The following is a 22,729-nucleotide window of genomic DNA, read 5'->3' on the forward strand; positions in this document are numbered from 1 at the left end:
CTCAGGCGAGCGTGTCCTTGATCGCGCCGACGAACGCGTCGAGGTCGGCTGGCGTGCGCGAGGTGATGAACCGCCAGCCGTTCGCATCGTCGACGGTCACTTCCTCGTTGACGTAATGACCGCCCGCGTTTTCGATGTCGGCGGCGATGTAGCGGCACGGCGACGCGGTCTTGCCTTCCATCAGCCCGGCGTTGACGAGCAGCCATGCGCCGTGGCAGATCGCGGCGATCGGCTTGCCTTCGTGCGCGAATTCCTGGGCGAGCTTGATCGCGTCCTCGTTCACGCGCAGACGGTCGACGTTGCAGGTGCCGCCGGGCACGACGAGCAGGTCGTAGTCGGCGGCCTGCACGTCGGACAGCTTCACGTCGGGCGTGAGCGTCTCTCCTTCGTAGCGATCGTGCTGCACGGTTTCGCACGGCTCCAGTTCGGTCGCGGCGAGCGTGACCTTGGCGCCCGCGGCCTTGAGGTCGCGCAGCGGACGGGTCAGTTCCGTCTCCTCGATGCCCCAGTTGTTCACGATGATCAGCACCTTGGCGTTCTCGATGGCCATTGGCTCCTCCTTGACGATGCGAATGGTTCCGCCATCCATTATGCCGCGCATCGGCCCGCCCATCGGCAATGGCACGGCGGAACACGGACATCGTCGCGGCGATGTCAACGATCGGCATGCGCGAACGTATGTGGGAGCCGTCGCCCGGGTCAAGCGTCTCCCTACAGGCGATCCGAGATCATCGCGCAATGTTCCCGCACGATACGTGCGGATCGATGAAACTTGGCCAGTTCGTTCTCGTCGAGATGCAGGTCGACGAAATCACCCACGCCGGCGGTCGCCGCGCCGACGCTGCCCGTGCCGACGATCACCACCCGACTGCGATGTGACGTGACCATATGCCGTCCCTTCCCTTTTTCTGACCGTTTCAACCATGCGTCTCACATATGACCGACGATCATGATGCTACGTTTGCCGCATACCGGCAATACGCCCATTGCATGACGGACGTCTGCATCAACGGTGATTCCGATATGGTCGCGCAGCCGTCGCCGCATCCGACTGCCGGTCGTTCCCGCGGATCATCCGATATCGACGTATACGTGGGCAAGTTGCGCGGGATTGCGTACGATGACCGCCGTGTCGGGATGTGCATGCGCCGTGTCGACGAATCGTTGCCGGCGGGCGGCATTGCGTCCCTTGACGAGCAGCCACCACGCGAATTCGGCATCGATCTTCTCCGGACAGCCCGGCGTCATGTCCGGTCGACTGGCGCCGCGATAGCGCAGCCAGCGGCGAACGGCCCGCGCGCAGCATCGGAATCGGCCGAACAGCATGACGATGATGACGTCGGCTTGCGTCATGCGTTCGTCATACAGCAAATTCGTATAGTTGCCTTCGATGATCCACGATTCGTGATCGTTCATGAACGTGGCGACGACGGCACGAGCGTCATCATCATCACGTTCTTTCCATCCGGGCAGCCAGTGTACTTGGTCAAGGTACATGACCGGGATGGCCAACCGTTCGCCGAGCTTCCTCGCCAACGTCGATTTGCCGCTGCCGCTGTATCCGATGATCGCAATGCGCATGACGTCGATCATACCGGCATCGGCTTGATCATGAGATAGTTGACGAACACGACGTTGCCGATCTGCGGTCGTCGTGTTTCGACCGTGCGGAATCCGTGACGTCGAAAGAACGGTCTCGCGGTGACGCTGGCGTGGACGGAGAGTCGTGCAATATCGTTGGCTGCCGAGTACCGTTCCGCATGATCGAGCAGCTGAGAGGCGACGCCGCGGCGAGCGGCCGAAGGATCGACGAACAGCATGTCGATGTATCCGGTGTCGTCGATGTCGATGAAACCTACGACCGCCGGATCGCAACCCGTCGTCTCGGCGACCCAGGTATGCACGGCCGACCTCCGCATATCCCATTGCGTCGGCGTTCCCGTATTGCCGGCCCATACGCGAATCTGCTCGTCGTCGTAATCGTGCGATGCGATCCCGGTGACGCTTCGCCGGAACACGTCCATCGTCGCGGCGGCATCGTCCGACCGGTATGACCGGATGCGCAATGATACCGGAGATTCCACTCATATCCCTTCGACTACCGGGCGGCCGAGGCTCGCAAAAGCCCCGATCCGATTCTCTTCTACAGAATCACGGAAAGAACGAGGAACGCCAGCGCGAGGGCGGGGAAGGCGAACTGCTTGGTGGCCGCTCCGCGCTTGTCGGGGCTGCCCGTGAACAGCACCACGGCCGCGAGCGTCATGGACAGCGTGCCGGCGGACATCAGCGTGATGCCGACGGCATGCCGTCCGGACAGGACGGTCACGGCGCCGGCCAAGGCCATGACGCCGAGGAACAGGTTATAGAACCCTTGGTTGTAGGCCATCTCCTTCGTCGCTTCGGCTTCCTCGGCCGAGTCGATGGAGAAGGTCCGCATCGTCTTCGGATCGGTCCACCGGAACGATTCCAGCACGAAGATCAGCACGTGAAGCAGTCCGGCCAGCATCGCGAACACGCATGACGCCACGAGCATGAGTGAGTTCCTTTCATTCGGACGAACGCGGACGGCATGTATTGCAGACGGCCACGGCGGATACAAGAAGACCCCGTGTTTCCACGGGGTCTCGCTCGTGTCCGGGATGGGACTTGAACCCACACGCCTGTATAAAATAGGCACTAGCACCTCAAGCTAGCGCGTCTACCATTCCGCCACCCGGACGAGTGTCGTTGTTCAGACAACAGGTAGGTACTGTATCGGGCAATCGGGACTTCGTCAAATCACGACACGCGCATGATGCGGCGAGCCTGCAATATAGACCCTCGCGCGGCCCGCACCGCATAGGCGCTCCGCGCATACGACAAAGGCCCTGCGTTCCGTACCAGAAGCAGGGCCTTTCGGTCGGGGCGACAGGATTTGAACCTGCGACATCCTGCTCCCAAAGCAGGCGCGCTACCAAACTGCGCTACGCCCCGATGCCGACGCGCGCGGACAGACCGCGCGAAACGACAGTCATCCATTGTACCGGACGCATGGACCGAACGCTCCCGTTCATGCACGTTCACGCGCAGGTCATGCGCCGGGAAGGCATCCCGGCCGACGTTCCTACTACAATGAGGGCGGAACGGCAACGGCATGAAAGGAACGAACCGATGGGACGGCATCAGCGGGCGGAGACGTTGGGATTGGTGTCGTTCCTCATCTGCGCGATCGTCGCGTTCTTCGGCATGAAGCTGTATCTTGATCTCGCTCCGGCCATCTGGCAGGTGACGCAGCGCCGGTTCATGGCCGCCGCGGCCGTCATCGCGGCGTGCGGCGTGATCTCGTTCGTGATCGGCTATGCGAGCAATTCGCGTTCGTTCACGCTGAAAAGCGGCTGGTGGGTGCCGGTCCGCCGCGTCTTCGAGATCCTCGCGTTGTCGGTCGTGTACGCGGCCACGATCTTCCTGTCCTCATTCGCGTTGTTCAGCGTGGTGAACACGGTGATGGGCATGCATCTGCTCGCCGGCTACATGCCCGCCGCATGCGCGGGATTCGCAGGGGTCGCCGGCTATATGACGTTCGTGCAGGCGGAGCTCATGAACGCGAAGACGCTCGCCTCACTGCTGCCGTTCTTCGTGATCTCCGGCGTGAGCACCGCGGGACTGACCACCGACGACCCGTACTGGTACCACAACAATTTCTCCCAGCTGGGCGACCGCACCACATTCGCGGCGAACATGTTCAACGCGACGCTGATCCTTGCCGGCACGTGCGTCATCATCGTCAGCTACTTCGCCGTGTCCGAACTCATCACCACGCAACGGCTCGAAAGGCTGTGGCATGAGCAGTACGGCGAGGCGATGGACCATCCGCAGATCAGCCATTTCACGATCCGCATCGCGATCCTGTCGTTGCTGCTCACCGTATCCGGTCTGGCGTTCATCGGCATCGGCGTGTTCCGTTACACGCCGCATTACATCATGCACAACGTGTGCGCGAAGGGCCTGCCGCTCGTCATGGGCGTGCTGCTGCTGGCGCTGCCTTGGCTCTCCCCACGCATGCCGAAGGCCATGTACGCGATCTCCGATCTGGCGATCGCGATCTGCGCCGGATTCGGCATCTACATGCTGCGCGGCTACGACACGCTCACGAACCTCGAGGCGCTGGCCTGCGCGTTCTTCCTCGGCTGGTTCATCGTGTTCTCCAGGCAGATCGCCGCGATCGAGGCGGACCGCGTGCAGATGCAGCTGGTGCGCGTACAGACCGAACGTCTCGGCATCGCGGCATCGGCCGCGGCCAACGGCGTGGCGGACGCGCAGGCGGTGGAGCATGCGGCAAATACGAAGCAGCCAGCCGAGAGGATCGAATCCCGACTGGCTGCGGATCGCTGATGGGAGAGCCGGACTACCGGCCTCCCCATCATCTAGAACAGATGATTCTGCTGCTTGCGCGGATCCTTCGCGCTTTTGAGCAACAGGAAGCTGCGCGACTGCGCGGTGATCACGAATCCGGCCTCATAGCTCAGCTCCGGCCCCTTCGGATTGTGCGTGTCCACGATGAGCTGCCACTTGTGCCCGTATTTCTCGTCGGGCAGAGTGAACATGATCGGCTCATAGTGCGCGTTGAAGATGAGGATGAAGTCGTTGTCGACGAGCTGGTTGCCGTAATAGTCCATTTCCGGGATGTTCGAGCCGTTGAGGTAGATCATCACCGAGAACGCGTGCGTGTTCTGCCAGTCGTCCATGTCCATGATCGAACCGGTGTGGTCGAACCATTCGACCTGCGGCAGCTTGTCGGGAGCGTCCCCCTGCTCGCGGCCGGAGAAGAACCGGCGACGGTGCAGCACCGGGTGTTCGAGACGCAGGTGGATGAGCTTCGAGACGAACTCGAACAGATCCTTCTGCGAGTCGTTGAGATCCCAGTTGGTCCACGAGATCTCGTTGTCCTGGCAGTACGCGTTGTTGTTGCCCTGCTGGGTGCGGGCCACCTCGTCGCCGCCGCAGATCATCGGGATGCCCTGGCTGACGAGCAGCGTGGCGAACATGTTGCGCATCTGCCGTTCACGCAGTTCGAGCACGTCCGGGATGGTGGTCGGGCCTTCGACGCCGCAGTTCCATGAACGGTTGTTGGATTCGCCGTCGCGGTTGCCTTCGCCGTTGGCCTCGTTGTGCTTCTCGTTGTAGCTGACGAGATCGTTCATGGTGAAGCCGTCGTGCGCGGTGATGAAGTTCACGGAGGCGACCGGTCGGCGTCCGTTCATCTGATACAGGTCGGAGCTGCCCATGAGGCGGGACGCGAATTCGGGCAGCGTGGACGGCTGCGAGCGCCAGAAGTCGCGCACGCAGTCGCGGTAGCGTCCGTTCCATTCGGACCAGCTGGACGGGAAGCCGCCGACCTGGTAGCCGCCGGAACCGAGATCCCACGGTTCGGCGATGAGCTTGACGCTGCTGATGATCGGATCCTGTTCGACGATGTCGAAGAACGCGGACAGCTTGTCGACTTCCTGGAACTGACGCGCGAGAGTGGCGGCCAGATCGAAGCGGAAGCCGTCGACGTGCATTTCGGACACCCAGTAGCGCAGCGAATCGGTGATGAGGCGCAGCGCGTGCGGCGAGCGCATGAGCAGCGAATTGCCGGTGCCGGTGGTGTCGAAGTAGTGCCGCTGGTCGTTGTCGACGAGACGGTAGTACGACTGGTTGTCGATGCCCTTGAAGCTCAGGGTCGGCCCCATGTGGTTGCCTTCGGCGGTGTGGTTGTAGACCACGTCGAGGATGACTTCCATGCCGGCGCGATGATAGGCCTTGACCATCGACTTGAATTCGTTGACCTGCTGACCGCGCTCCCCGGACGACGAATAGGCGTTGTGGGGCGCGAAGAAACCGATCGTGTTGTATCCCCAGTAGTTCGACAATCCTTTTTCCTGCAGGAACGAATCGTTGACGAACTGGTGGATCGGCATGAGTTCGATCGCGGTGACGCCGAGCTTCTTGAGGTATTCGATGACGGTCGGATACGCGAGGCCGGCGTAGGTGCCGCGGATGTCCGGCGGCACGTCCCTGTTGAGGTTGGTCAGTCCCCGCACGTGCGTTTCGTAGATGACGGAATCATGGTACGGGATATGCGGATGACGGTCGTTGCTCCAGTCGAAGTAGGGGTTGACGACCACGGATTTCATGGTGTGCGACGCGGAGTCGAGGTCGTTGCGCCGCGTGGCGTCGCCCGGTGTCGCGAACCAGTACGAGAACAGGCTCTCGTCCCCGTCGATGTTGCCTTCGATGGCCTTGGCGTACGGGTCGAGCAGGAGCTTGCTCGAATTGCACCTCAATCCACGATCCGGGTCGTACGGACCGTAGACGCGGTATCCGTACCGTTGACCGGGCTGAAGTCCCGGGATGTAGTTGTGCCATACGTACGAGTTCTGTTCGGTCATCTCGATACGGGTCTCGTTGTCGTCGTCATCGAACAGACATAACTCGACCTTGCTGGCGACTTGGGAGAAGAGGGCGAAATTCACGCCGGCGCCGTCGTAGCTGGCGCCGAGCGGATACATCAAACCTGGTCTGACTTGCATAGAGTACAGTATCTCACCTCATCATGAAGTTTGCCGACACCTGCGTGTGCGTATGCAGGCTTTCGGCTTATTGATCGTCGATTATTCACGACTCGTTCATACGACGTATGCGCTCGTGCTGAATCGCGATGATCGAATTGGACGCGGTGACGGGCAGGGCGAGCAGCTCGTCCCATCCGACCCACGTGGTGTCGACGTGCTCGTCGGCGTCGAGATGGCGGGGCACGGTCGTGTAGCGACGCAGGTGCATGACCATGATGTGGGCGAGTTCGTCGGTCATGCCTTCCGACGAGTAGTAGTCGCCGACATGGTCGATGGTCAGGGCGTCGTCGCCGTCCGGTACGACGCCCGTTTCCTCGGCGAGTTCGCGCAGCGCGGCCGAGCGGGGATCCTCGCCGTCGTCCATCAGTCCCGCCGGAATGCCGTAGGCGAACCTGTCCGAACCGACCCGGTATTCGCGTTCGACCAGATACCGGTCGGATGTCTCGTCATGAACGAGCATGACGACGCAGGGCGCGTGGCGCAGCACCTGCCGTCGTATGTCGACGGTGCCGCCGTCACGTGTGCGCAATGCGATGGTCATGTCCTCGACCGAGAAGATGGCACCGCGGTAGACGGTTTCCCGCGAACGCACCTCGACCGGCGCGTTCATATCGATAACGTCATGCATGATCTGTCTGATTCCCTTTCCCGTGCGGCCGTCATGCGATGGACAGCGTCCACGGATCGGTGTTCATGTGCAGCCATTCGACGTCCGGCCGTTCTCCGGTCACCCGTTCCACCGCATTCGACACGTCGTCGATCGCGTAGCGGAACCACAGCGACTCGATGGCGGAATGCGGCGTGTTGACGAGCAGTGGGCGCACCCGTCCGTCGCCCTGGCCCAGCGGGATGCCGTTGCGGCGCATCCGCGCCTCGTATCGGGCCTGTTCGATCGCATCGGTGGCCGGATGGTGCCGCAGGTCGCTGGTCACGTACACGTCGACGCCGCTGGCGCGCACTTCATCGAACAGCGAATCGCCCGAACCGGGCAGCACCGTCACCGTTTCGACCATCTGGTCAAGCGGCCCGCACGCCTGAACGCCGAGTTCGGTGCGGGGCAGCGCATCGGCGACATGGCGGACGAACGCTTCGAACCGCATCGGCTTACTGAGACGTCCGACGCGCCCCAGACCGACCTCGTATCCCGCGGCATCGGCCATATCGTCCCGGATCGGCACGAGCGGATGCTGGTCGATCAGTCCGAACATGTCGGCCGCGGCCTGACCGACGCCGCGCACTGCGGCGTCGGCGTTGGTGTGGCCGACCCACAGCGCGCAGCCGGCCTGGTACAGCCGGCGTACGATGTCGCCGCGCACGCCCAGTCCGGACACCTGATGCACCGAACGGAACAGCAGAGGGTGATGGCATACCAGCAGGTCAGCTCCGCGTTCGATCGCCGCGTCAATCACGTCCGAAGTCGGATCGGCCGCGAAGACGATGCGCGTGACGGATGCGGTCGGATCGCCTACGATCAGACCGGGCTCGTCCCAATCCTCCGCGTAACGCAACGGATACAGCGTTTCCAATACGTCGACGACCTGTTTCAGCGTGGCCATCAAAGCTCCTTTGTACAAACGGTCCGGCTTCCCGTAGGAAAAGCCGGACCACGGAAAATCAGTGCGCGGCGAGCTGCCAGTCGTCGCCGATGCCGGTGGACACGTCCAGCGGCACGGACAGGTCGACCGCATGCTCCATGGCGTCGGCGACGAGCCCGCTTACCTGCTCGGCCTCGCCGGGGGCGATCTCCACCACGAGTTCATCGTGGATCTGCAGGATGATCCGGCTCTTCACGCCGGCTTCCCGCAACGCCCGGTCGGCGTGGATCATCGCGATCTTCATGATGTCCGCCGCGGATCCTTGGATCGGCGCGTTGAGCGCCGCTCGTTCGGCGGCGTCGCGGACGGCACGGCTCGTCGACGACAATCCCGGGAAATACCGGCGCCGGCCGAACATCGTCTCGGTGTATCCGTTGGCCCGGGCGTCGGCCACCAATGATTCGAGGTACTCGTGCACTTTGCCGAACGTGGCGAAGTACTTGGCCTTGAGCTCTTCGGCGTGGCCGGGCCTGATCTTGAGCTGTTGGGCGAGCCCATACGTGCTCAGGCCATATGCCAGGCCGTAGCTCATCGCCTTGACGTGGCTGCGCTGGTCGGGCGTGATCTGGTCGACCGGCACGCCGTAGACGAGCGAGGCCACGTAGCGGTGGAAGTCCGTGCCGGAACGGAACGCTTCGATCAGCGCCTCGTCGCCGGAGCGGTCGGCCATGATGCGCAGCTCGACCTGCGAATAGTCGCAGCTGAGCAGGGACACGTATCCGTCGCCGGGCACGAACGCGGACCGGATCTCGCGGCCTGCGTCGTTGCGATTCGGGATGTTCTGCAGGTTCGGATCGACCGAGCTCAGACGTCCGGTCGCGGCCACGGTCTGCTCGAACGTGGTGTGGATGCGACCGTCCTGCGGATTCGTCGCGTCGATGAGCGTCTGGACGATCTGCTTGAGCTTGTTCGTCTCACGATGCCGAAGCAACGCGCCGAGGAATCCGTTGGCCCGTTCGTCGTCGACGTATTTGACGTACAGGTCCTGCAGCACGGACGCATTGGTCGTGTACGAACCGGATTTGGTGCGCTTGGTGGCTTTGAGGCCCATGTCCTCGAACAGCACCTTCTGCAGCTGCTTGGGGCTCTGCAGGTTCACGCGGCTGCCCGCGCAGTCCCATGCGGTCTCCTGCGCCTGACGCGCATCGGCGGCGAACTGGTCGCGCATGGCGACGAGCCGGCTCATGTCCACTTGCGCCCCGGCGTCCTCCATGCCATGCAGCACGCGTGATACCGGCAGTTCGATCGACGACAGCAGATGGGTCTGTTCGCGACGCTCCAGCAACGGGGCGAGATGCTCGGCGAGCGCACGCACGATGGCGATGTGGGTGAGCAGGCGCGATCGCGTGTCCTCCCCCGTCGACTCGGTCTCGTCGCCGAGATCAAGCAGGCCCTGTACGGCTTCCTTCCCGTTGTCCTCGATATGCAGGTCAAGGAAATGCGCCGCCGCCTGTTCGAGCGTGTCGGCATGGAAGTCCGGGTGGGCGAGGTATCCGGCGAGTTTGGTGTCGAACGCGGGAGTCGGCAGCCGCAGTCCGGCCGCTTCGAGCATGTGCAGGTGCTCCTTGTAGCCGTGCACGGTCAACGTGCCGTGGTGACGGTCGAGCAGGTCCTGCAGGATGCGGGCCATGTCCGGCGTGATCGGGGCGTTCATGATGAGCGCCTGATCACCGTCCAGCAGTGCGATCCGGTCGAGACGTCCTTCCCCGGGCTTGGAGTTGCCTTCGGCAAGCAGGACCCACGAGGTCGCGCCGGCGACGCCGGAGACATGCTCGCGCTCCTCGTTCCCCTCGTTCGCGGAGGATCCCGCGGGTCGCTCGGCCCTCCGGGAATCGGAGAAACGTTCGTCCTTCCAGCGCGTGATGTCCTCCGCGCTTTCGGCCACGGTTTCTTCGGGCAGCTTCAGCGATGCGACGTCGCCGGGAGCCGGCTCGCCGTCATGGGACGGCACCGTCGTGCCGGCGTTGAAGGTCTTGAGCACCTTGCTGCGCGTGCGCGCGCCGAATTCGAGCTTCTTGAACAGCGCGTCCAGCGCGCCGACGTCCACCGAACCGAAGGTCAGGTCGTTCAGACCCACACCGAGGTCAAGGTCGCGTACGAGCGCGTTGACCTTGCGGTTGAGCCTGACCTGATCGATGCTTTCGCGCAGGGCTTCGCCCTTCTTGCCCTTGATCTCGTCGGCATGTTCGATGATGCCGTCGAGGCCGCCGTACTGGTTGATCCATTTGGCGGCGAATCCGTCACCCACCCCCGGCACTCCGGGGATGTTGTCGGCCGTTTCGCCGCGCAGGGCCGCCAGATCGGGATACTGATCCGGCCGCACATGGTATTTCTCCTCGATCTGTTCGGGGGTCATGTGCTTGAGGTCCTTGAAATGGTGGCCGGGATACAGCACGGTGATCCGGTCGCTGACCAGCTGGAAGGCGTCGCGGTCGCCGGACAGCACCAGCGTGTGATAGCCGGCGTCGGCGCCCATCGTGGCGAGCGTGCCGATCACGTCGTCGCCCTCATAGCCGGGCTTTTCGATGTAGGTGACGCCGAGAGCCCTGAGCATATCCTGGATCAGCGGCAGCTGGGCGAGCAGGTCCTCGGGGGCGGCATCGCGCGTGCCCTTGTACTGGGGCAGCATCTCGTTGCGGAAGGTGCCGCCCTTGACGTCGAACGCGACGGCGAGATGGTCGGGCTTTTCGGCTTCGATGACCTGGGAAAGCATCGTCGCGAATCCCCACACCGCGTTGGTGGCAAGGCCGGCCGCGGTGCTGAAGTTCTCGACGGGCAGAGCGAAAAACGCGCGGAACGCTAGCGAATGGCCGTCAACGACCAGCAGTGTTCCGCGCGTGTCAAGTGTGTCTTGCGACGCCTCAGTCATCGTTGCTTTCCGGCTTGGGGTCGCCGTACTTGGCGATGATGGCCATGGCCAGACGCTTCTTCGGAATGCGCTGATCCATGGAGGTCTTCTGGATCCAGCGGAAGGCGCCCTGCTCGGAGAAGTCCGCCTTGTCCATCAGCAGGCCCTTGGCACGGTCGACGAGCTTGCGCTCTTCAAGGGTGTCCTCGGCCTTCTTGAGCTGGGCCTCCATCTTCTTGAGCTCTTCCTGGGCGTTCTTGAGCTTGTTCTCGCCGCCCTCAACGGTGTCGAGCAGATCGTTGATCTCGGCGAAACGACCCATGGCGACCTCGAGGGCCGGCAGCAGCTTGGATTCCTCGTACGGCTTGGTCACGTACGCCATGGCGCCGGCGCCGGTGGCCTGACGCACCAGATCGGGCTGGGAGAACGCGGTGAGCATGACGACCGGCGCGATGTTTTCGTCGCAGATCACGCCGGCGGCGGCGATGCCATCCATGCGCGGCATCTTGACATCCATGCACACGACGTCCGGACGGAACTTGCGGGTCAGCTCGACGGCTTCCTCACCATTGGCGGCTTCGCCGACGACCTTGTAGCCATTGTCTTCGAGCATGGCGACGAGGTCCATGCGGTTGACGGATTCATCCTCCGCGACGACGACCGTGCGCTGGCGATCCTCGGCGGTCTCCTGTTCGGCGTCGTTCTGGTCGATCGCGTCGTCGGCCTGCGCCGCCGCCTTGAGTTCATCGTCCGTCAACACCGCACCCAATGATTCCGGCGTTTCCGAGGTCTTGTTCCTTGCAACCATGCCAACCTCTTTCATCGATGAGCCAGGCCATTCCTGCATATCGATGCCCGGCCGAATATAGATTATGTCGTGCATTTGTTGATGTTCGTGCGCCGCCAACATCTCGAATTGCGTGCCCTCGGTGGGACTCGAACCCACACTGCGCAGATTTTGAGGCTGCTTCCTCTACCAATTGGGATACGAGGGCGTTTGGCGCACCTACGGAAGGATAGCACATGTTTACGACCGAAGCGACCGCCATCGTCCTCAGCGTGGCGCGTACGGCACTGTCGATCCTCTCCATCGTCATCAACGTCGGATCCCGGAACGACAAGGGAAAACGCGCAAAGACGCGGAATATTCACCGATACGCCATACGCGATCACCATATCGCCCCGCATATCGCCATACAATAGGAATCAGTCCACGGCAATACGCCATACAAGGAGGTATTCAGCAATCATGAACGACACGCAGACCTATCGCAAGTTCGACCCATGGCGGGTGTCCCCGCTCAAGGAGGAATCCCGCAAGCAGATCGTATCGACGCATTATTTCAACGTCGACCAGGTGTCGCTGTCCACGCCCAAGGCCGAACGGTTCGACCGGTTTGTCCTGCAAAGCACCAACGGCGACGGCGTGGGAGTGCTCGCGCAGACCGACGACGGACGCATCCCCCTGGTCGAACAGTACCGAATCCCCAACCATCGCTGGACACTGGAAATCCCGGGAGGCCAGGCGATACGGCGCAACGAGTCCACGGCGGACGTGGCCGCACGCAAGCTGCGCGAAGAGGCGGGATACACCGCGTCATCGATCGTGCAGTTCGGCCGGTTCATCAACATGCCGAGCTTCGCCGCCTACCATACGTCGCTGTTCTTCGCCACCGGTCTGACCCCTGCGGACCGCGGCAGCTTCGGACCGGAGACGCCGCGTCCGGACGTGCGGCTGTTCTCTTTGGACGAAGCGTACGAGATGGTGGTCAACGGCACGATCGTGGACGCCAAGACGATCATCGCCGTCCTGCGTCTGTATGCGGCGCCGGGGCATAATCTCGGCCAGTGACCGCCGTCGCCGAGCATGCCCGGCATCCGACGATGCCTCGCATACCGCTATGAAACGCGAAGGACCCCGCCCAGAACGGACGGGGTCCTTGTCATGCGGTCGACGCGATCAACGCGGCGACGCTACGCTCACTCGGCGTCGCCGACGGTGTGCACGTAGATGGTGTCGGTGGAGCCGGCGGCATGCTCGCCCTGAGCGGAGCTCAGCACGACGATCTTGTCGCCGTCGGACACCTTGCCGGCCTTCTTGAGGATGGAATCGGTGTAGGCCATGAGGTCCTTGCGGGACTTGTCGTGGTAGTCCTCCGGGACGTAGAACGCCTCGGTGCCCCAGGACAGCGCGAGCCAGTGGTAGGTGTGCTCGTTGTTGGTGATGCCGTAGATCGGGGCGGCCGGACGTTCGCGGGAGACGCGGTGCACGGTGTTGCCGGTCTGGGTGTAGGCGACGATGGCCTTGGCGTTGAGCTTGTCGGCGAGGTCGACGGCGGCGGAGGAGACGGCGCCGGTGGAGGACATGTCGAGGTTCTTCAGCTCCGGGATGCGGTCGAAGCCGTGCTCGGTGGCGAAGCCGGAGATGCGGGACATGGTGGCGACGGTCTCGGTCGGGTACTCGCCGACGGCGGTCTCGTTGGAGGTCATGGTCGCGTCGGCGCCGTCGAGGACGGCGTTGGCGCAGTCGGACGCCTCGGCACGGGACGGAACCGGGGAGTGGACCATGGAGCCGAGGACTTCGGTGGCCACGATGACCGGCTTGGCGTACTGGCGGGCCAGTTCGATGATGCGCTTGGTGGCCAGCGGGACCTCCTCGAGCGGGCACTCGACGGCCATGTCGCCACGGGCGGCCATGACGCCGTCGAAGGTCTTGACGATCTCCTCGAGGTTCTCGAGGGCCTGCGGCTTCTCGATCTTGGCGACGATCGGGATGCGACGGCCTTCCTCGTCCATGATCTCGTGGGCGCGGTCGATGTCGGTGGCGAAGCGCACGAAGGACATGGCGATGATGTCGGCGCCGGTGCGGATGGCCCAGCGCAGGTCGGCCTCGTCCTTCTCGGTCAGAGCCGGCAGGGAGACGGCGACGCCCGGCAGGTTGATGCCCTTGTGGGAGGACACCGGACCGGCCACGACGACCTTGGTGTACACGTTGTTGCCCTCGACCTTGGTGACCTCGAGACGGACCTTGCCGTCGTCGATCAGGATCGGGTCGCCCGGGTGGCAGTCGCCCGGCAGGCCCTTGAAGGTGGTGGAGGTGATGTGCTCGTCGCCCTCGACGTCATCGGTGGTGATGATGAATTCCTGGCCAAGCTGGAGCTGGACCTTGTCCTCGCCCTCGGCGTTCTTCTTGAACCATCCGCAGCGAATCTTCGGACCCTGCAGATCGACCAGCGCGGCGACGTTGCGGCCGGTGGCCTTGGAGGCTTCGCGCACGTTGTTGTAGACGCGAAGATGATCCTCCGGGGTGCCGTGGGAGCGGTTCAGACGAGCGACGTCCATACCCGCCTCGACGAGCTTGGTAATGCCCTCAAGGGATTCGGTCGCGGGACCGATGGTGTCAACGATCTTGGCTTTACGCATGAATGCCTGCCTATTCCTATCTTGTGTTTGCCGGAGTCGGAATGACCCGGCTGCCGAGGTTCAGTGTACTAGCACACGACGAACACGGCCACTGTTTTCCGCGGTGTGTTGTGAGCGCTCACATTATTGTAGCGCAAGGCTGTCCGATAATGCAAAACCCGTTGCGCGACAAGGGTTCGCACAACGGGTTTTGCATTGTTCACAGACAGTTCATCACGCGTTCTTGGAATCCGCGGTTTCCAGCGACTTCATCTTGAGCACGCTGGCGATCGCGGCGCCGCCGATGGCCAGGACGATGACCGCGAGCGACAGCCATGTGGGCACTTCGGGCACCCACGCAACGGGCCGGCCGCCGTTGAGGAACGGCAGCGAGTTGCCGTGCAGCGCCTCCATGATGAGCTTGACGCCGATGAAGCCGAGCACGACGGACAGGCCGAGGGGCAGGTAGACGAGCTTGTCGAGCAGGGCACCGAGCAGGAAGTAGAGCTGCTGCAGGCCGAGCAGCGCGAACACGTTGGACGTGAACACGATGAACGGGTCCTTGGTCAGGCCGAAGATCGCCGGGATCGAATCGAAGGCGAACATGACGTCGGTGGTGCCGATGGCGAGAAAGACGACGAGCATCGGGGTGAAGTACCTGACGCCGTTCTTTTCGGTGCGCAGCTTTTCGCCGTCGTATTCGTCGGAGATCCTCATGACCTTGCGCAGGGCCTTGATGATGCCGTTCTCGTGGTATTCCTCGTCATCGTCGCCGCCGGTGACGAGCTTGACCGCGGTGACGATGAGGAAGGCGCCGAAGAGGAAGAAGATCCAGGTAAAGCGTTCGATCAGCGCGGCGCCGATGAGGATGAAGATGCCGCGCAGGATCAGCGCGACGGTGATGCCGACCGAGAGCACGTATTTCTGCAGGACCTTCGGCACGGCGAAGTTCGACATGATGATGACGAACACGAACAGGTTGTCGATGCTCAGCGAGTATTCGGTGAGCCAGCCGGAATAGAATTCGATGGCCGGCTTGGAACCGGCGACGGCCCACATGATGCCGCCGAAGATCAGGGCGGCGACCACGAAGAACGCGATGTGCTGCAGGCACTCCTTGGTGGACGGCACGTGCGGCTTGCGTCCGATGACGAACAGATCCACGACGAAGAACGCCGCGAGCACCACGAACGTGGCGACCATAAACACTACAGGGGTTTCAGACATGGCTCCCAGCATAGGAAAAGGCGCTGACGCGGGTCCACGGAAGCCCGCTTATTCGCCTCCGCGTCACATACGACGCTCACGACGCTATCGCTGCTCGCTGTTACGGAAGCTCACTTATTCGCTTCCGCGTCACATACGACGCTCACGACGCTATCGCTGTTCGCTGTTACGGAAGCTCACTTATTCGCTTCCGTCATCCCTCTCAGCTCCTTTTTGAGGTCGCGGATCTCGTCACGCAGGCGTGCGGCGAGCTCGAACTGGAGCTGCTCGGCGGCGGTGTGCATCTGTTCGCTGAGTTGGCGGATCAGATCGGCGAGATCCTGTGCCGGCAGTCCGGCCTTGAGGATCTCCTCATGACGCTTGTCGGCCTCGTCCCTGTCGAGCGCGGGCACTCCGAGATGCGTGTTGCCGGCTTTGCCGGCGTTGCGGTATCCGCCGGCCAGCAGGGTCTGCGTGTCCACATCCTCCTTGGCGAGCATGTCGTTGACGTCGCTGATCTTCTTGATGAGCGGCTTCGGATCGATGTGATGTTCCTTGTTGTACGCGATCTGCTTGGCGCGACGGCGCTCGGTCTCGTCGATGGCCTTGTGCATCGCTTCGGTCGTTTCGTCGGCGTACATGATGACCGTGCCGGACACGTTTCGCGCCGCGCGGCCGATCGTCTGGATGAGCGACCGGTACGAGCGCAGGAAGCCCTCCTTGTCGGCGTCGAGAATCGCCACAAGCGATACCTCGGGAAGGTCGAGGCCCTCTCGCAGCAGGTTGATGCCGACGATCACGTCGATCTTGCCTTCGCGCAGTTCGCGCAGCAGTTCGACGCGGCGCAGCGTGTCCACGTCGGAATGCAGGTATTCGACCTTGATGCCCCGTTCGAGCAGATAGTCGGTCAGGTCCTCGGCCATCTTCTTGGTCAGGGTCGTCACGAGCGCACGTTCGTTCCTGGCCACACGGTCCTTGATCTCGGCAAGCAGGTCGTCGATCTGCCCCTTGGTGGGGCGCACCTCGACCTTCGGATCCAACAGTCCGGTCGGTCGGATGATCTGCTCGACCACTCCATCGGACAGGCCAAGCTCATAATCGCCCGGCGTGGCGGACAGATAGACGGTCTGGCCGACACGTTCCAAAAACTCGGGCCATTTGAGCGGACGATTATCCATCGCGGACGGCAGACGGAATCCGAAATCGACGAGCGTGCGCTTGCGCGAGGCGTCCCCTTCATACATGGCGCCGATCTGCGGAACGGTCACATGGGATTCGTCGATGACGAGCAGGAAGTCGTCGGGGAAGAAATCAAGCAGCGTGTGCGGCGGGGTGCCGGGCTCGCGCCCGTCGAAATGCCTCGAGTAGTTCTCCACGCCGGAGCACACGCCTACCTGGGCAAGCATTTCCAGATCGTAGGTGGTACGCATGGTGAGGCGCTGCGCCTCGAGCTCCTTGCCCTGCTTGCGCAGTTGGGCGGTGCGCTCGTCCAGCTCGGCCTGGATGGTCTTGATCGCACGTTCCATGCGTTCGGGCCCGGCCACATAATGCGAGGCCGGAAAAATATGGACCTCGCTCTCATGGTCGATCACGTCGCCGGTCAGTGGGTGCAAGGTGGAGATGCGGTCGATCTCGTCGCCGAAGAATTCGATGCGGATGGCGAGTTCCTCGTAGACGGGGATGATCTCGACGGTGTCGCCGCGCACACGGAACGTGCCGCGGGTGAACGCGATGTCGTTGCGCTTGTACTGCATGGCGACGAACTGGCGCAGCAGGTCGTCGCGGTTGATTTCCTGGCCTTCCTTGAGGAACAGCATACGACCGGCGTATTCCTCGGGCGTGCCGAGGCCGTAGATGCAGGATACGGTGGCGACGACCACGCAGTCGCGCCGGGTCAACAGGTTCGCGGTGGCGGCGTGGCGCAGACGTTCCACGTCGTCGTTGATGTTGGAATCCTTTTCGATGTACGTGTCGGTTTGCGGGATGTACGCTTCGGGCTGGTAGTAGTCGTAATAGCTCACGAAGTAGCTCACCGCGTTGTCCGGCATGAGTTCGCGGAATTCCGCGCACAGCTGTGCGGCCAATGTCTTGTTCGGCTCGATGATGAGCGTCGGCCGCTGAAGACGTTCGATGAGCCATGCGGTCGTGGCGGTCTTGCCGGTACCGGTCGCGCCCATGAGCACGACGTCGTTCTCGCCGTTCTCGATGCGCGTGGCGAGTTCCTCGATGGCCTGCGGTTGGTCGCCGGACGGCTTATACGGCGATTTGACCACGAACGGCTTGTTCGATCGTTCGATGTTGAAGCCCATCATTGCTCCTTCCGGCTGGTCCAATTGGCATACAGCCTATCAACAGCATCGAACATTTGTTCTATGGGTTGCGTTGAATCAATGACGATATCGGCGATTCTTCGGCGCGTCGCCTCATCGCTCTGGTGCTGGATACGCCCTTCGGCCTGTTCGCGGCTCATGCCGCGCTCCCCCATCATGCGTGCGATGCGCACGCCGGTCGGAGCCTCGACCGTGACGATGTGGTCGAATCGAAACGGGATCGACCTGATCACCTCGGCAAGCAACGGCACGTCGTGCACGACGACAAGCCCTTCGCCAGCCTCGTCGTCACCGCCGAGACCGCACGCCTCGATCGCGGCCCGTTCCATTCGTGCGGCCTCGGCGTAGATCAACGGATGCTCTATCGCATCCAGACGTTCTCGCGCACCATCCCGCGCATTCATGCCGAACACATGCTCTGCCATCCATGCACGGTCCAGTCCTCCGTCGGGAGCCAACGCGTCGGAGCCGAATTCATCGACGATCCTGCGCAGGCCTTCGCCTCCGGGAGCGACGACCAGCCGGGCCAACGCGTCGTAATCGATCACGGTCGCCCCAAGCCCGCGCAGCCGGCGGGACACCGTGCTCTTGCCGGCCGCGATCCCGCCGGTCAAACCGATCCTTATCATCACGCTTCACATGGTAACGCGCGGCATCGCGTCACCGCGCCCGGCCGACATCACATACGCAAGAAGCCCGACCCCATATTCGGGATCGGGCTTCTCATTCAGACCGATGGTTCAGTACTGAATCGCTTCTTCTCGTTCAGGCGACGCTCACTTGCCGAGCAGCTGGTCGCGCAGGGCGGCAAGCTGATCGGAGTCGGCGAGGGTACCGGTGGAAGTGGACTCGGAGGAGTAGTTGGACACCTCTTCGACCTTCTCTTCCTTCGGGGCCTGGCCATCCTCGGCGGCGGAGGCCGCGGCGTTCTCCAGCTCCTTGGCGACGAACGCCTTGTGCTGCTCCCACAGGTCGTGAGCGGCCGCGTACTGGGCTTCCCACTCCTCACGCTGCTTCTCGAAACCGGCGATCCACTCGTTGGTGTTCGGGTCGAAGCCTTCCGGATACTTGTAGTTGCCTTCCTCGTCGTACTCGGCCGGCATGCCGTACAGCGCCGGATCGAAGTCCTCGGAGTTCGGGTCGACGGAATCGTTGGCCTGCTTGAGGGACAGGGAGATGCGGCGACGATCGAGATCGACGTCGATCACCTTGACGAACACCTCTTCGCCCGGCTTGACGACGGTCTCCGGGTTCTCGACGTGACGGTTCGCAAGCTCGGAGATGTGCACCAGGCCCTCGATGCCGTCCTCGACGGAGATGAACACGCCGAACTGGACGATCTTGGTGACCTTGCCCTTGACGATCTGGCCGGGGACGTGGGTGCGAGCGAAGCGCTGCCACGGATCCTCCTGGGTGGCCTTGAGCGACAGGGAGATGCGCTCGCGGTCCAGATCGACGTCGAGGACCTCGACGGTGACCTTGTCGCCGACCTTGACGACCTCGGACGGGTGGTCGATGTGCTTCCAGGACAGCTCGGAGACGTGGATCAGGCCGTCAACGCCACCGAGATCGACGAACGCGCCGAAGTTGACGATGGAGGACACGACACCCTCACGGATCTGGCCCTTCTTGAGCTGCGAGAGGAAGGTCTCGCGCACTTCGGACTGGGTCTCCTCGAGGTACTGGCGACGGGACAAGACCACGTTGTTGCGGTTCTTGTCGAGCTCCAGGATCTTGGCCTTGATCTTCTGGCCGATGTACGGGGAGAGATCACGGACGCGACGCATTTCGACCAGCGACGCCGGCAGGAAGCCGCGCAGGCCGATGTCCACGATGAGGCCGCCCTTGACGGCTTCGATGACGGTGCCTTCGACGACGCCGTCAGCTTCCTTGATCTTCTCGATGTCGCCCCAGGCGCGCTCGTACTGGGCACGCTTCTTGGACAGGATCAGACGGCCTTCCTTGTCTTCCTTGGTGACGACAAGGGCCTCGATCGGATCGCCGACCTCGACGACCTCGTCCGGATCGACATCCTTCTTGATGGAAAGTTCGCGGGAGGGGATCACACCCTCGGTCTTGTAGCCGATGTCGACCAGGACCTCGTCACGATCGACCTTGACGACGGTACCCTCGACCAGATCACCATCATCGAAGTTCTTGATGGTGGAATCGACTGCCTTGATGAAGTCCTCTTCGGTGCCGATGTCGTTGATGGCGACCTTGGCGACTTCGTTATTGTTCTCTGCCATTAATGTGGTTTCTTAATAACTAGTTGGTGGATAAAATCGTTCTTCAGTTATCCGCGCATACCTCACGCACACGCAAGTCTCAACAATACCGGTAGCCATGCCCATAAATACCCAACGGAGTCCGGGCGTGTCGCCCGGACACAGGACATCCCTCGGGGTCCCATCCCCTCGGCGTCGCCTACGGACAGTCCACCGGACTGTCCGTTTAACGGCTCCGTGGGCGTGTCGCGACTTATCGACCGAGCTGGCGTTCGGCCATCTCCACCACGTTGGCGAGGAGCATGGCGCGGGTCATGGGGCCGACTCCGCCCGGGTTCGGCGAATAGGCGTACGCCTTGTCGTAGCAGGCCTTGTCCACGTCTCCCCTGACGCGCCAGCGGCCGGCCTCCTCGTCGAAGACGCGCGAGACGCCGACGTCGAGCAGGATCGCGCCGTCCTTGATCATGTCCGGTTTGACGAATCCCGCCGAACCCATCGCGGCGACGATCACGTCGGCGCGGCGCATATGGTCGGCGACGTCGCGCGTGCCGGTATGGCACAGGGTGACGGTCGCGTTGACGGCGCGGCGCGTGAGCATGAGACCGATCGTCCGTCCGATGGTGATGCCGCGGCCGAGCACGCACACATCCTTGCCGTTCAGGTCGATGTCGTACGCGCCGAGCAGTTCGATCACGCCTCGCGGGGTGCATGGCAAGGGGGTCGTGATGTCGCCGCGAACGTGCAGCACGAGTTCGCCGAGATTGTACGGGTGCATGCCGTCGGCGTCCTTGGCCGGATCGATCAGGTCGATGATCGCGTTCTCGTCGACGCCCTTGGGCAGCGGCAGCTGCACGATGTAGCCGGTGCACGCCGGATCCTCGTTCATCTCCCGCACGACTGCGGCGATGTCGTCGAATCCCGCGTCGGCCGGCAATTCGTGCCTGATGGAATGCACGCCGATCTCGGCGCAGTCGGCGTGCTTGCCGGCCACGTACTTGACCGAACCGGCGTCCTGCCCGACCAGCAGCGTGCCCAGTCCCGGCTCGATGCCGCGCGCCTTGAGCCGCGTCACGCGTTCCGCCAGATTCGCCTTGATGTTCGCGGCCGTTTGCTTGCCGTCGAGTCTGATGGTCATGTGCCCGCCTTTCCGTGTCATGTTGCCTTAGCGTTAGGCTATCGTGGATTGAGGTCAATACCGACGTTCGACACGGGTTTCGGATCGCATGATGGAGCAGGCATGATGAGCATTCGTTTTTCGCACATGGCCAAGATCGTCGCGGCTGCCGTCGCGGCTTCGCTGCTGGCCGTCGCCGGCGGATGCGGTGCCGTGTCCGAGCCGCAGGCCCAGCCGGAAACCCCCTCCCAGAAGCCCGCCGGGCCGATCGAGGTGGTCGCCTCGATCAACCAGTGGGGCTCGCTGGCCAAGCAGATCGGCGGCGACGACGTCAACGTCACGTCGATCCTGAGTTCGACGAGCGTCGACGCCCATGACTTCGAGCCGAAGACCTCCGACGTGGCGAAGCTGTCGAAGGCGCAGGTCGTCGTGGTCAACGGCGCCGGCTATGACTCGTGGGCGTCCAAGAGCCTCGGCAAGGACACGACGAGCGTGTCGGCCGCGCAGATCGTGGGGGCCATGGAAGGCGACAACCCCCATCTGTGGTTCTCCAAGGACGCGCGCAACGGCATGGCCAAGGAGCTGGTCGATACGTTCTCGAAGGCGCTGCCGGACAAGAAGTCCGCGTTCATGAAGCGTTACAAGCAGTGGCAGAGCCAGGAGAAGACCGTGGAGCGGAAGATGGACGAATTCTCGTCCGCCCACAAGGACGTCACGTATGCGGCCACCGAAGCGGTCGCATACTATCTGATGAGCGACATGGGGTTCGAGGACAAGACCCCGGAGGGCTATGCCGCGTCGGCGTCCGCCGAGGGCGAGGCAGCACCCGCCGACCTGCAGGAGTTCCAGAAGCTCATCGAGTCCAAGGGGATCGACCTGCTCGTGAACAACACGCAGGAGGCATCCGACGCGACGAACATGATCACGTCGACCGCAGGCAAATCCGACGTTCCGGTGTTCGACGTGAGCGAGCAGATGCCCGAGGATCAGGATGATCTGACGACGTGGATCGGTTCGCTGGTCGACACGGTCACCGGCTATTTCGACGTGTGCGAAACCGATGACGCCGACGGGACGGACGGCGGAAACGACGATTCGGACGACGCCCAGAAGGACGACGAGGCCGACGGCAAGGCCGACGACGATAACGCCGATTCGAACGACGTCAAATCATGCAAGGCACCGGAGGACGATTCGGACACGTCGGATGCCGGTTCGTCATCCGATGACGCGACGAACGGCTCCGGCAGCGCATCCGGCACGAAGGACGACGACCGGTCGAAGTCCGACGAATGACGGCGTCATGCCAACCGGTCTCGACGTACCGATTGACGTGACGCCTCGGGCGCGACGGCGTCCAAAGTCGGTTGTCGAGAAGATTATTGAGAATGATTGTCAACGTCATTTGCCATA

At 62.8% G+C, this 22,729-nt stretch carries 20 protein-coding genes and 3 tRNA genes; 4 read left to right on the forward strand and 19 right to left on the reverse strand.

The window, feature by feature from the left end:
* Position 1: 1 nt before the first annotated feature.
* The 7 genes from GFD25_RS04955 to GFD25_RS04985 all read right to left on the reverse strand — a co-directional run bounded on the left by GFD25_RS04955 (position 2) and on the right by GFD25_RS04985 (position 2,973).
* Entirely contained in the window at positions 2–550 is a 549-nt protein-coding gene (locus GFD25_RS04955) for a type 1 glutamine amidotransferase domain-containing protein (protein WP_163230540.1), read from the reverse strand.
* 161 nt (positions 551–711) lie between these two features.
* Complete coding sequence (locus GFD25_RS04960) at positions 712–888, reverse strand: hypothetical protein (RefSeq protein ID WP_163230542.1); 177 nt, start codon at positions 886–888, stop codon at positions 712–714.
* A 183-nt stretch (positions 889–1,071) separates the two neighbouring features.
* Entirely contained in the window at positions 1,072–1,581 is a 510-nt protein-coding gene (locus tag GFD25_RS04965) for a P-loop NTPase family protein (protein ID WP_163230544.1), read from the reverse strand.
* An 8-nt stretch (positions 1,582–1,589) separates the two neighbouring features.
* Positions 1,590–2,084 (reverse strand): GNAT family N-acetyltransferase, encoded by a 495-nt coding sequence (locus tag GFD25_RS04970; RefSeq protein ID WP_163230546.1) that lies wholly within the window; start codon positions 2,082–2,084, stop codon positions 1,590–1,592.
* Positions 2,085–2,143: 59 nt separating this feature from the next.
* A complete protein-coding gene (locus GFD25_RS04975) occupies positions 2,144–2,533 on the reverse strand; it encodes a DUF1304 domain-containing protein (protein ID WP_163230548.1) in 390 nt (129 codons plus the stop codon).
* Between the two features lie 98 nt (positions 2,534–2,631).
* A tRNA-Leu gene (locus tag GFD25_RS04980) sits at positions 2,632–2,719 on the reverse strand.
* Between the two features lie 180 nt (positions 2,720–2,899).
* A tRNA-Pro gene (locus GFD25_RS04985) sits at positions 2,900–2,973 on the reverse strand.
* A 177-nt stretch (positions 2,974–3,150) separates the two neighbouring features.
* On the opposite strand from GFD25_RS04985, the gene GFD25_RS04990 reads away from it, so the two are divergent.
* Positions 3,151–4,371 carry an ABC transporter permease gene (locus GFD25_RS04990; protein ID WP_163230550.1) on the forward strand — a complete coding sequence of 407 codons (1,221 nt, stop codon included), beginning with the start codon at positions 3,151–3,153 and terminating at the stop codon, positions 4,369–4,371.
* Between the two features lie 32 nt (positions 4,372–4,403).
* Here GFD25_RS04990 and glgX read toward each other — a convergent pair whose 3' ends face one another.
* The 6 genes from glgX to GFD25_RS05020 form a co-directional block, all read right to left on the reverse strand.
* Complete coding sequence (gene glgX, locus GFD25_RS04995) at positions 4,404–6,551, reverse strand: glycogen debranching protein GlgX (RefSeq protein ID WP_204314774.1); 2,148 nt, start codon at positions 6,549–6,551, stop codon at positions 4,404–4,406.
* An 85-nt stretch (positions 6,552–6,636) separates the two neighbouring features.
* Positions 6,637–7,221, reverse strand: coding sequence for an NUDIX hydrolase (locus GFD25_RS05000; protein WP_163230552.1), 585 nt, complete (start codon positions 7,219–7,221; stop codon positions 6,637–6,639).
* A 31-nt stretch (positions 7,222–7,252) separates the two neighbouring features.
* A complete protein-coding gene (locus GFD25_RS05005; RefSeq protein ID WP_163230554.1) occupies positions 7,253–8,149 on the reverse strand; it encodes a Nif3-like dinuclear metal center hexameric protein in 897 nt (298 codons plus the stop codon).
* Between the two features lie 58 nt (positions 8,150–8,207).
* The gene (gene polA, locus GFD25_RS05010) at positions 8,208–11,057 is read right to left on the reverse strand and encodes a DNA polymerase I (protein ID WP_163230556.1); all 2,850 of its coding nucleotides are present in this window, start codon (positions 11,055–11,057) and stop codon (positions 8,208–8,210) included.
* Positions 11,050–11,844 carry an ANTAR domain-containing response regulator gene (locus GFD25_RS05015; RefSeq protein WP_163230558.1) on the reverse strand — a complete coding sequence of 265 codons (795 nt, stop codon included), beginning with the start codon at positions 11,842–11,844 and terminating at the stop codon, positions 11,050–11,052. The genes polA and GFD25_RS05015 overlap by 8 nt, the downstream gene beginning before the upstream one ends.
* Positions 11,845–11,957: 113 nt before the next feature.
* Positions 11,958–12,031: transfer RNA gene (locus tag GFD25_RS05020), tRNA-Leu, on the reverse strand.
* Between the two features lie 28 nt (positions 12,032–12,059).
* Between GFD25_RS05020 and GFD25_RS05025 the strand changes: the two genes are divergently transcribed.
* Both GFD25_RS05025 and GFD25_RS05030 read left to right on the forward strand, forming a co-directional pair.
* Positions 12,060–12,239, forward strand: coding sequence for a hypothetical protein (locus tag GFD25_RS05025; RefSeq protein ID WP_163230560.1), 180 nt, complete (start codon positions 12,060–12,062; stop codon positions 12,237–12,239).
* A 46-nt stretch (positions 12,240–12,285) separates the two neighbouring features.
* Entirely contained in the window at positions 12,286–12,888 is a 603-nt protein-coding gene (locus GFD25_RS05030; RefSeq protein ID WP_163230562.1) for an NUDIX domain-containing protein, read from the forward strand.
* A gap of 128 nt (positions 12,889–13,016) precedes the next feature.
* Here GFD25_RS05030 and pyk read toward each other — a convergent pair whose 3' ends face one another.
* The 6 genes from pyk to GFD25_RS05060 all read right to left on the reverse strand — a co-directional run bounded on the left by pyk (position 13,017) and on the right by GFD25_RS05060 (position 21,337).
* On the reverse strand, positions 13,017–14,459 hold the full coding sequence (pyk, locus tag GFD25_RS05035) for a pyruvate kinase (RefSeq protein WP_163230565.1): 1,443 nt from the start codon (positions 14,457–14,459) through the stop codon (positions 13,017–13,019).
* Positions 14,460–14,672: 213 nt separating this feature from the next.
* Entirely contained in the window at positions 14,673–15,665 is a 993-nt protein-coding gene (locus GFD25_RS05040) for a TerC family protein (protein WP_163230567.1), read from the reverse strand.
* Between the two features lie 176 nt (positions 15,666–15,841).
* Entirely contained in the window at positions 15,842–17,953 is a 2,112-nt protein-coding gene (gene uvrB, locus GFD25_RS05045; RefSeq protein WP_163230569.1) for an excinuclease ABC subunit UvrB, read from the reverse strand.
* Positions 17,953–18,603 carry a dephospho-CoA kinase gene (gene coaE, locus GFD25_RS05050; protein WP_204314784.1) on the reverse strand — a complete coding sequence of 217 codons (651 nt, stop codon included), beginning with the start codon at positions 18,601–18,603 and terminating at the stop codon, positions 17,953–17,955. Before coaE ends, uvrB begins: the two co-directional genes overlap by 1 nt.
* A gap of 147 nt (positions 18,604–18,750) precedes the next feature.
* Positions 18,751–20,223: a 30S ribosomal protein S1 gene (rpsA, locus tag GFD25_RS05055; protein WP_163230573.1), complete on the reverse strand. Its 1,473-nt coding sequence runs from the start codon at positions 20,221–20,223 to the stop codon at positions 18,751–18,753.
* A gap of 232 nt (positions 20,224–20,455) precedes the next feature.
* Positions 20,456–21,337 (reverse strand): bifunctional methylenetetrahydrofolate dehydrogenase/methenyltetrahydrofolate cyclohydrolase, encoded by an 882-nt coding sequence (locus GFD25_RS05060; protein ID WP_163230575.1) that lies wholly within the window; start codon positions 21,335–21,337, stop codon positions 20,456–20,458.
* A gap of 105 nt (positions 21,338–21,442) precedes the next feature.
* On the opposite strand from GFD25_RS05060, the gene GFD25_RS05065 reads away from it, so the two are divergent.
* On the forward strand, positions 21,443–22,612 hold the full coding sequence (locus GFD25_RS05065; RefSeq protein ID WP_163230577.1) for a metal ABC transporter solute-binding protein, Zn/Mn family: 1,170 nt from the start codon (positions 21,443–21,445) through the stop codon (positions 22,610–22,612).
* Positions 22,613–22,729 lie beyond the last annotated feature (117 nt).

The sequence above is a fragment of the Bifidobacterium aerophilum genome (genome assembly GCF_010667685.1).
Taxonomy (GTDB): Bacteria; Actinomycetota; Actinomycetes; order Actinomycetales; family Bifidobacteriaceae; genus Bifidobacterium; species Bifidobacterium aerophilum.

What these genes read in the sequence shown, in the direction of transcription:
- GFD25_RS04955 (WP_163230540.1), bottom strand. Translation starts at nt 550, where the DNA reads ATGGCCATCGAGAACGCCAAGGTGCTGATCATCGTGAACAACTGGGGC.
- GFD25_RS04960 (WP_163230542.1), bottom strand. Translation starts at nt 888, where the DNA reads ATGGTCACGTCACATCGCAGTCGGGTGGTGATCGTCGGCACGGGCAGC.
- GFD25_RS04965 (WP_163230544.1), bottom strand. Translation starts at nt 1,581, where the DNA reads ATGCGCATTGCGATCATCGGATACAGCGGCAGCGGCAAATCGACGTTG.
- GFD25_RS04975 (WP_163230548.1), bottom strand. Translation starts at nt 2,533, where the DNA reads ATGCTCGTGGCGTCATGCGTGTTCGCGATGCTGGCCGGACTGCTTCAC.
- GFD25_RS04990 (WP_163230550.1), top strand. Translation starts at nt 3,151, where the DNA reads ATGGGACGGCATCAGCGGGCGGAGACGTTGGGATTGGTGTCGTTCCTC.
- glgX (WP_204314774.1), bottom strand. Translation starts at nt 6,551, where the DNA reads ATGCAAGTCAGACCAGGTTTGATGTATCCGCTCGGCGCCAGCTACGAC.
- GFD25_RS05000 (WP_163230552.1), bottom strand. Translation starts at nt 7,221, where the DNA reads ATGCATGACGTTATCGATATGAACGCGCCGGTCGAGGTGCGTTCGCGG.
- GFD25_RS05005 (WP_163230554.1), bottom strand. Translation starts at nt 8,149, where the DNA reads ATGGCCACGCTGAAACAGGTCGTCGACGTATTGGAAACGCTGTATCCG.
- polA (WP_163230556.1), bottom strand. Translation starts at nt 11,057, where the DNA reads ATGACTGAGGCGTCGCAAGACACACTTGACACGCGCGGAACACTGCTG.
- GFD25_RS05015 (WP_163230558.1), bottom strand. Translation starts at nt 11,844, where the DNA reads ATGGTTGCAAGGAACAAGACCTCGGAAACGCCGGAATCATTGGGTGCG.
- GFD25_RS05025 (WP_163230560.1), top strand. Translation starts at nt 12,060, where the DNA reads ATGTTTACGACCGAAGCGACCGCCATCGTCCTCAGCGTGGCGCGTACG.
- GFD25_RS05030 (WP_163230562.1), top strand. Translation starts at nt 12,286, where the DNA reads ATGAACGACACGCAGACCTATCGCAAGTTCGACCCATGGCGGGTGTCC.
- pyk (WP_163230565.1), bottom strand. Translation starts at nt 14,459, where the DNA reads ATGCGTAAAGCCAAGATCGTTGACACCATCGGTCCCGCGACCGAATCC.
- GFD25_RS05040 (WP_163230567.1), bottom strand. Translation starts at nt 15,665, where the DNA reads ATGTCTGAAACCCCTGTAGTGTTTATGGTCGCCACGTTCGTGGTGCTC.
- uvrB (WP_163230569.1), bottom strand. Translation starts at nt 17,953, where the DNA reads ATGGGCTTCAACATCGAACGATCGAACAAGCCGTTCGTGGTCAAATCG.
- coaE (WP_204314784.1), bottom strand. Translation starts at nt 18,603, where the DNA reads ATGATAAGGATCGGTTTGACCGGCGGGATCGCGGCCGGCAAGAGCACG.
- rpsA (WP_163230573.1), bottom strand. Translation starts at nt 20,223, where the DNA reads ATGGCAGAGAACAATAACGAAGTCGCCAAGGTCGCCATCAACGACATC.
- GFD25_RS05060 (WP_163230575.1), bottom strand. Translation starts at nt 21,337, where the DNA reads ATGACCATCAGACTCGACGGCAAGCAAACGGCCGCGAACATCAAGGCG.
- GFD25_RS05065 (WP_163230577.1), top strand. Translation starts at nt 21,443, where the DNA reads ATGAGCATTCGTTTTTCGCACATGGCCAAGATCGTCGCGGCTGCCGTC.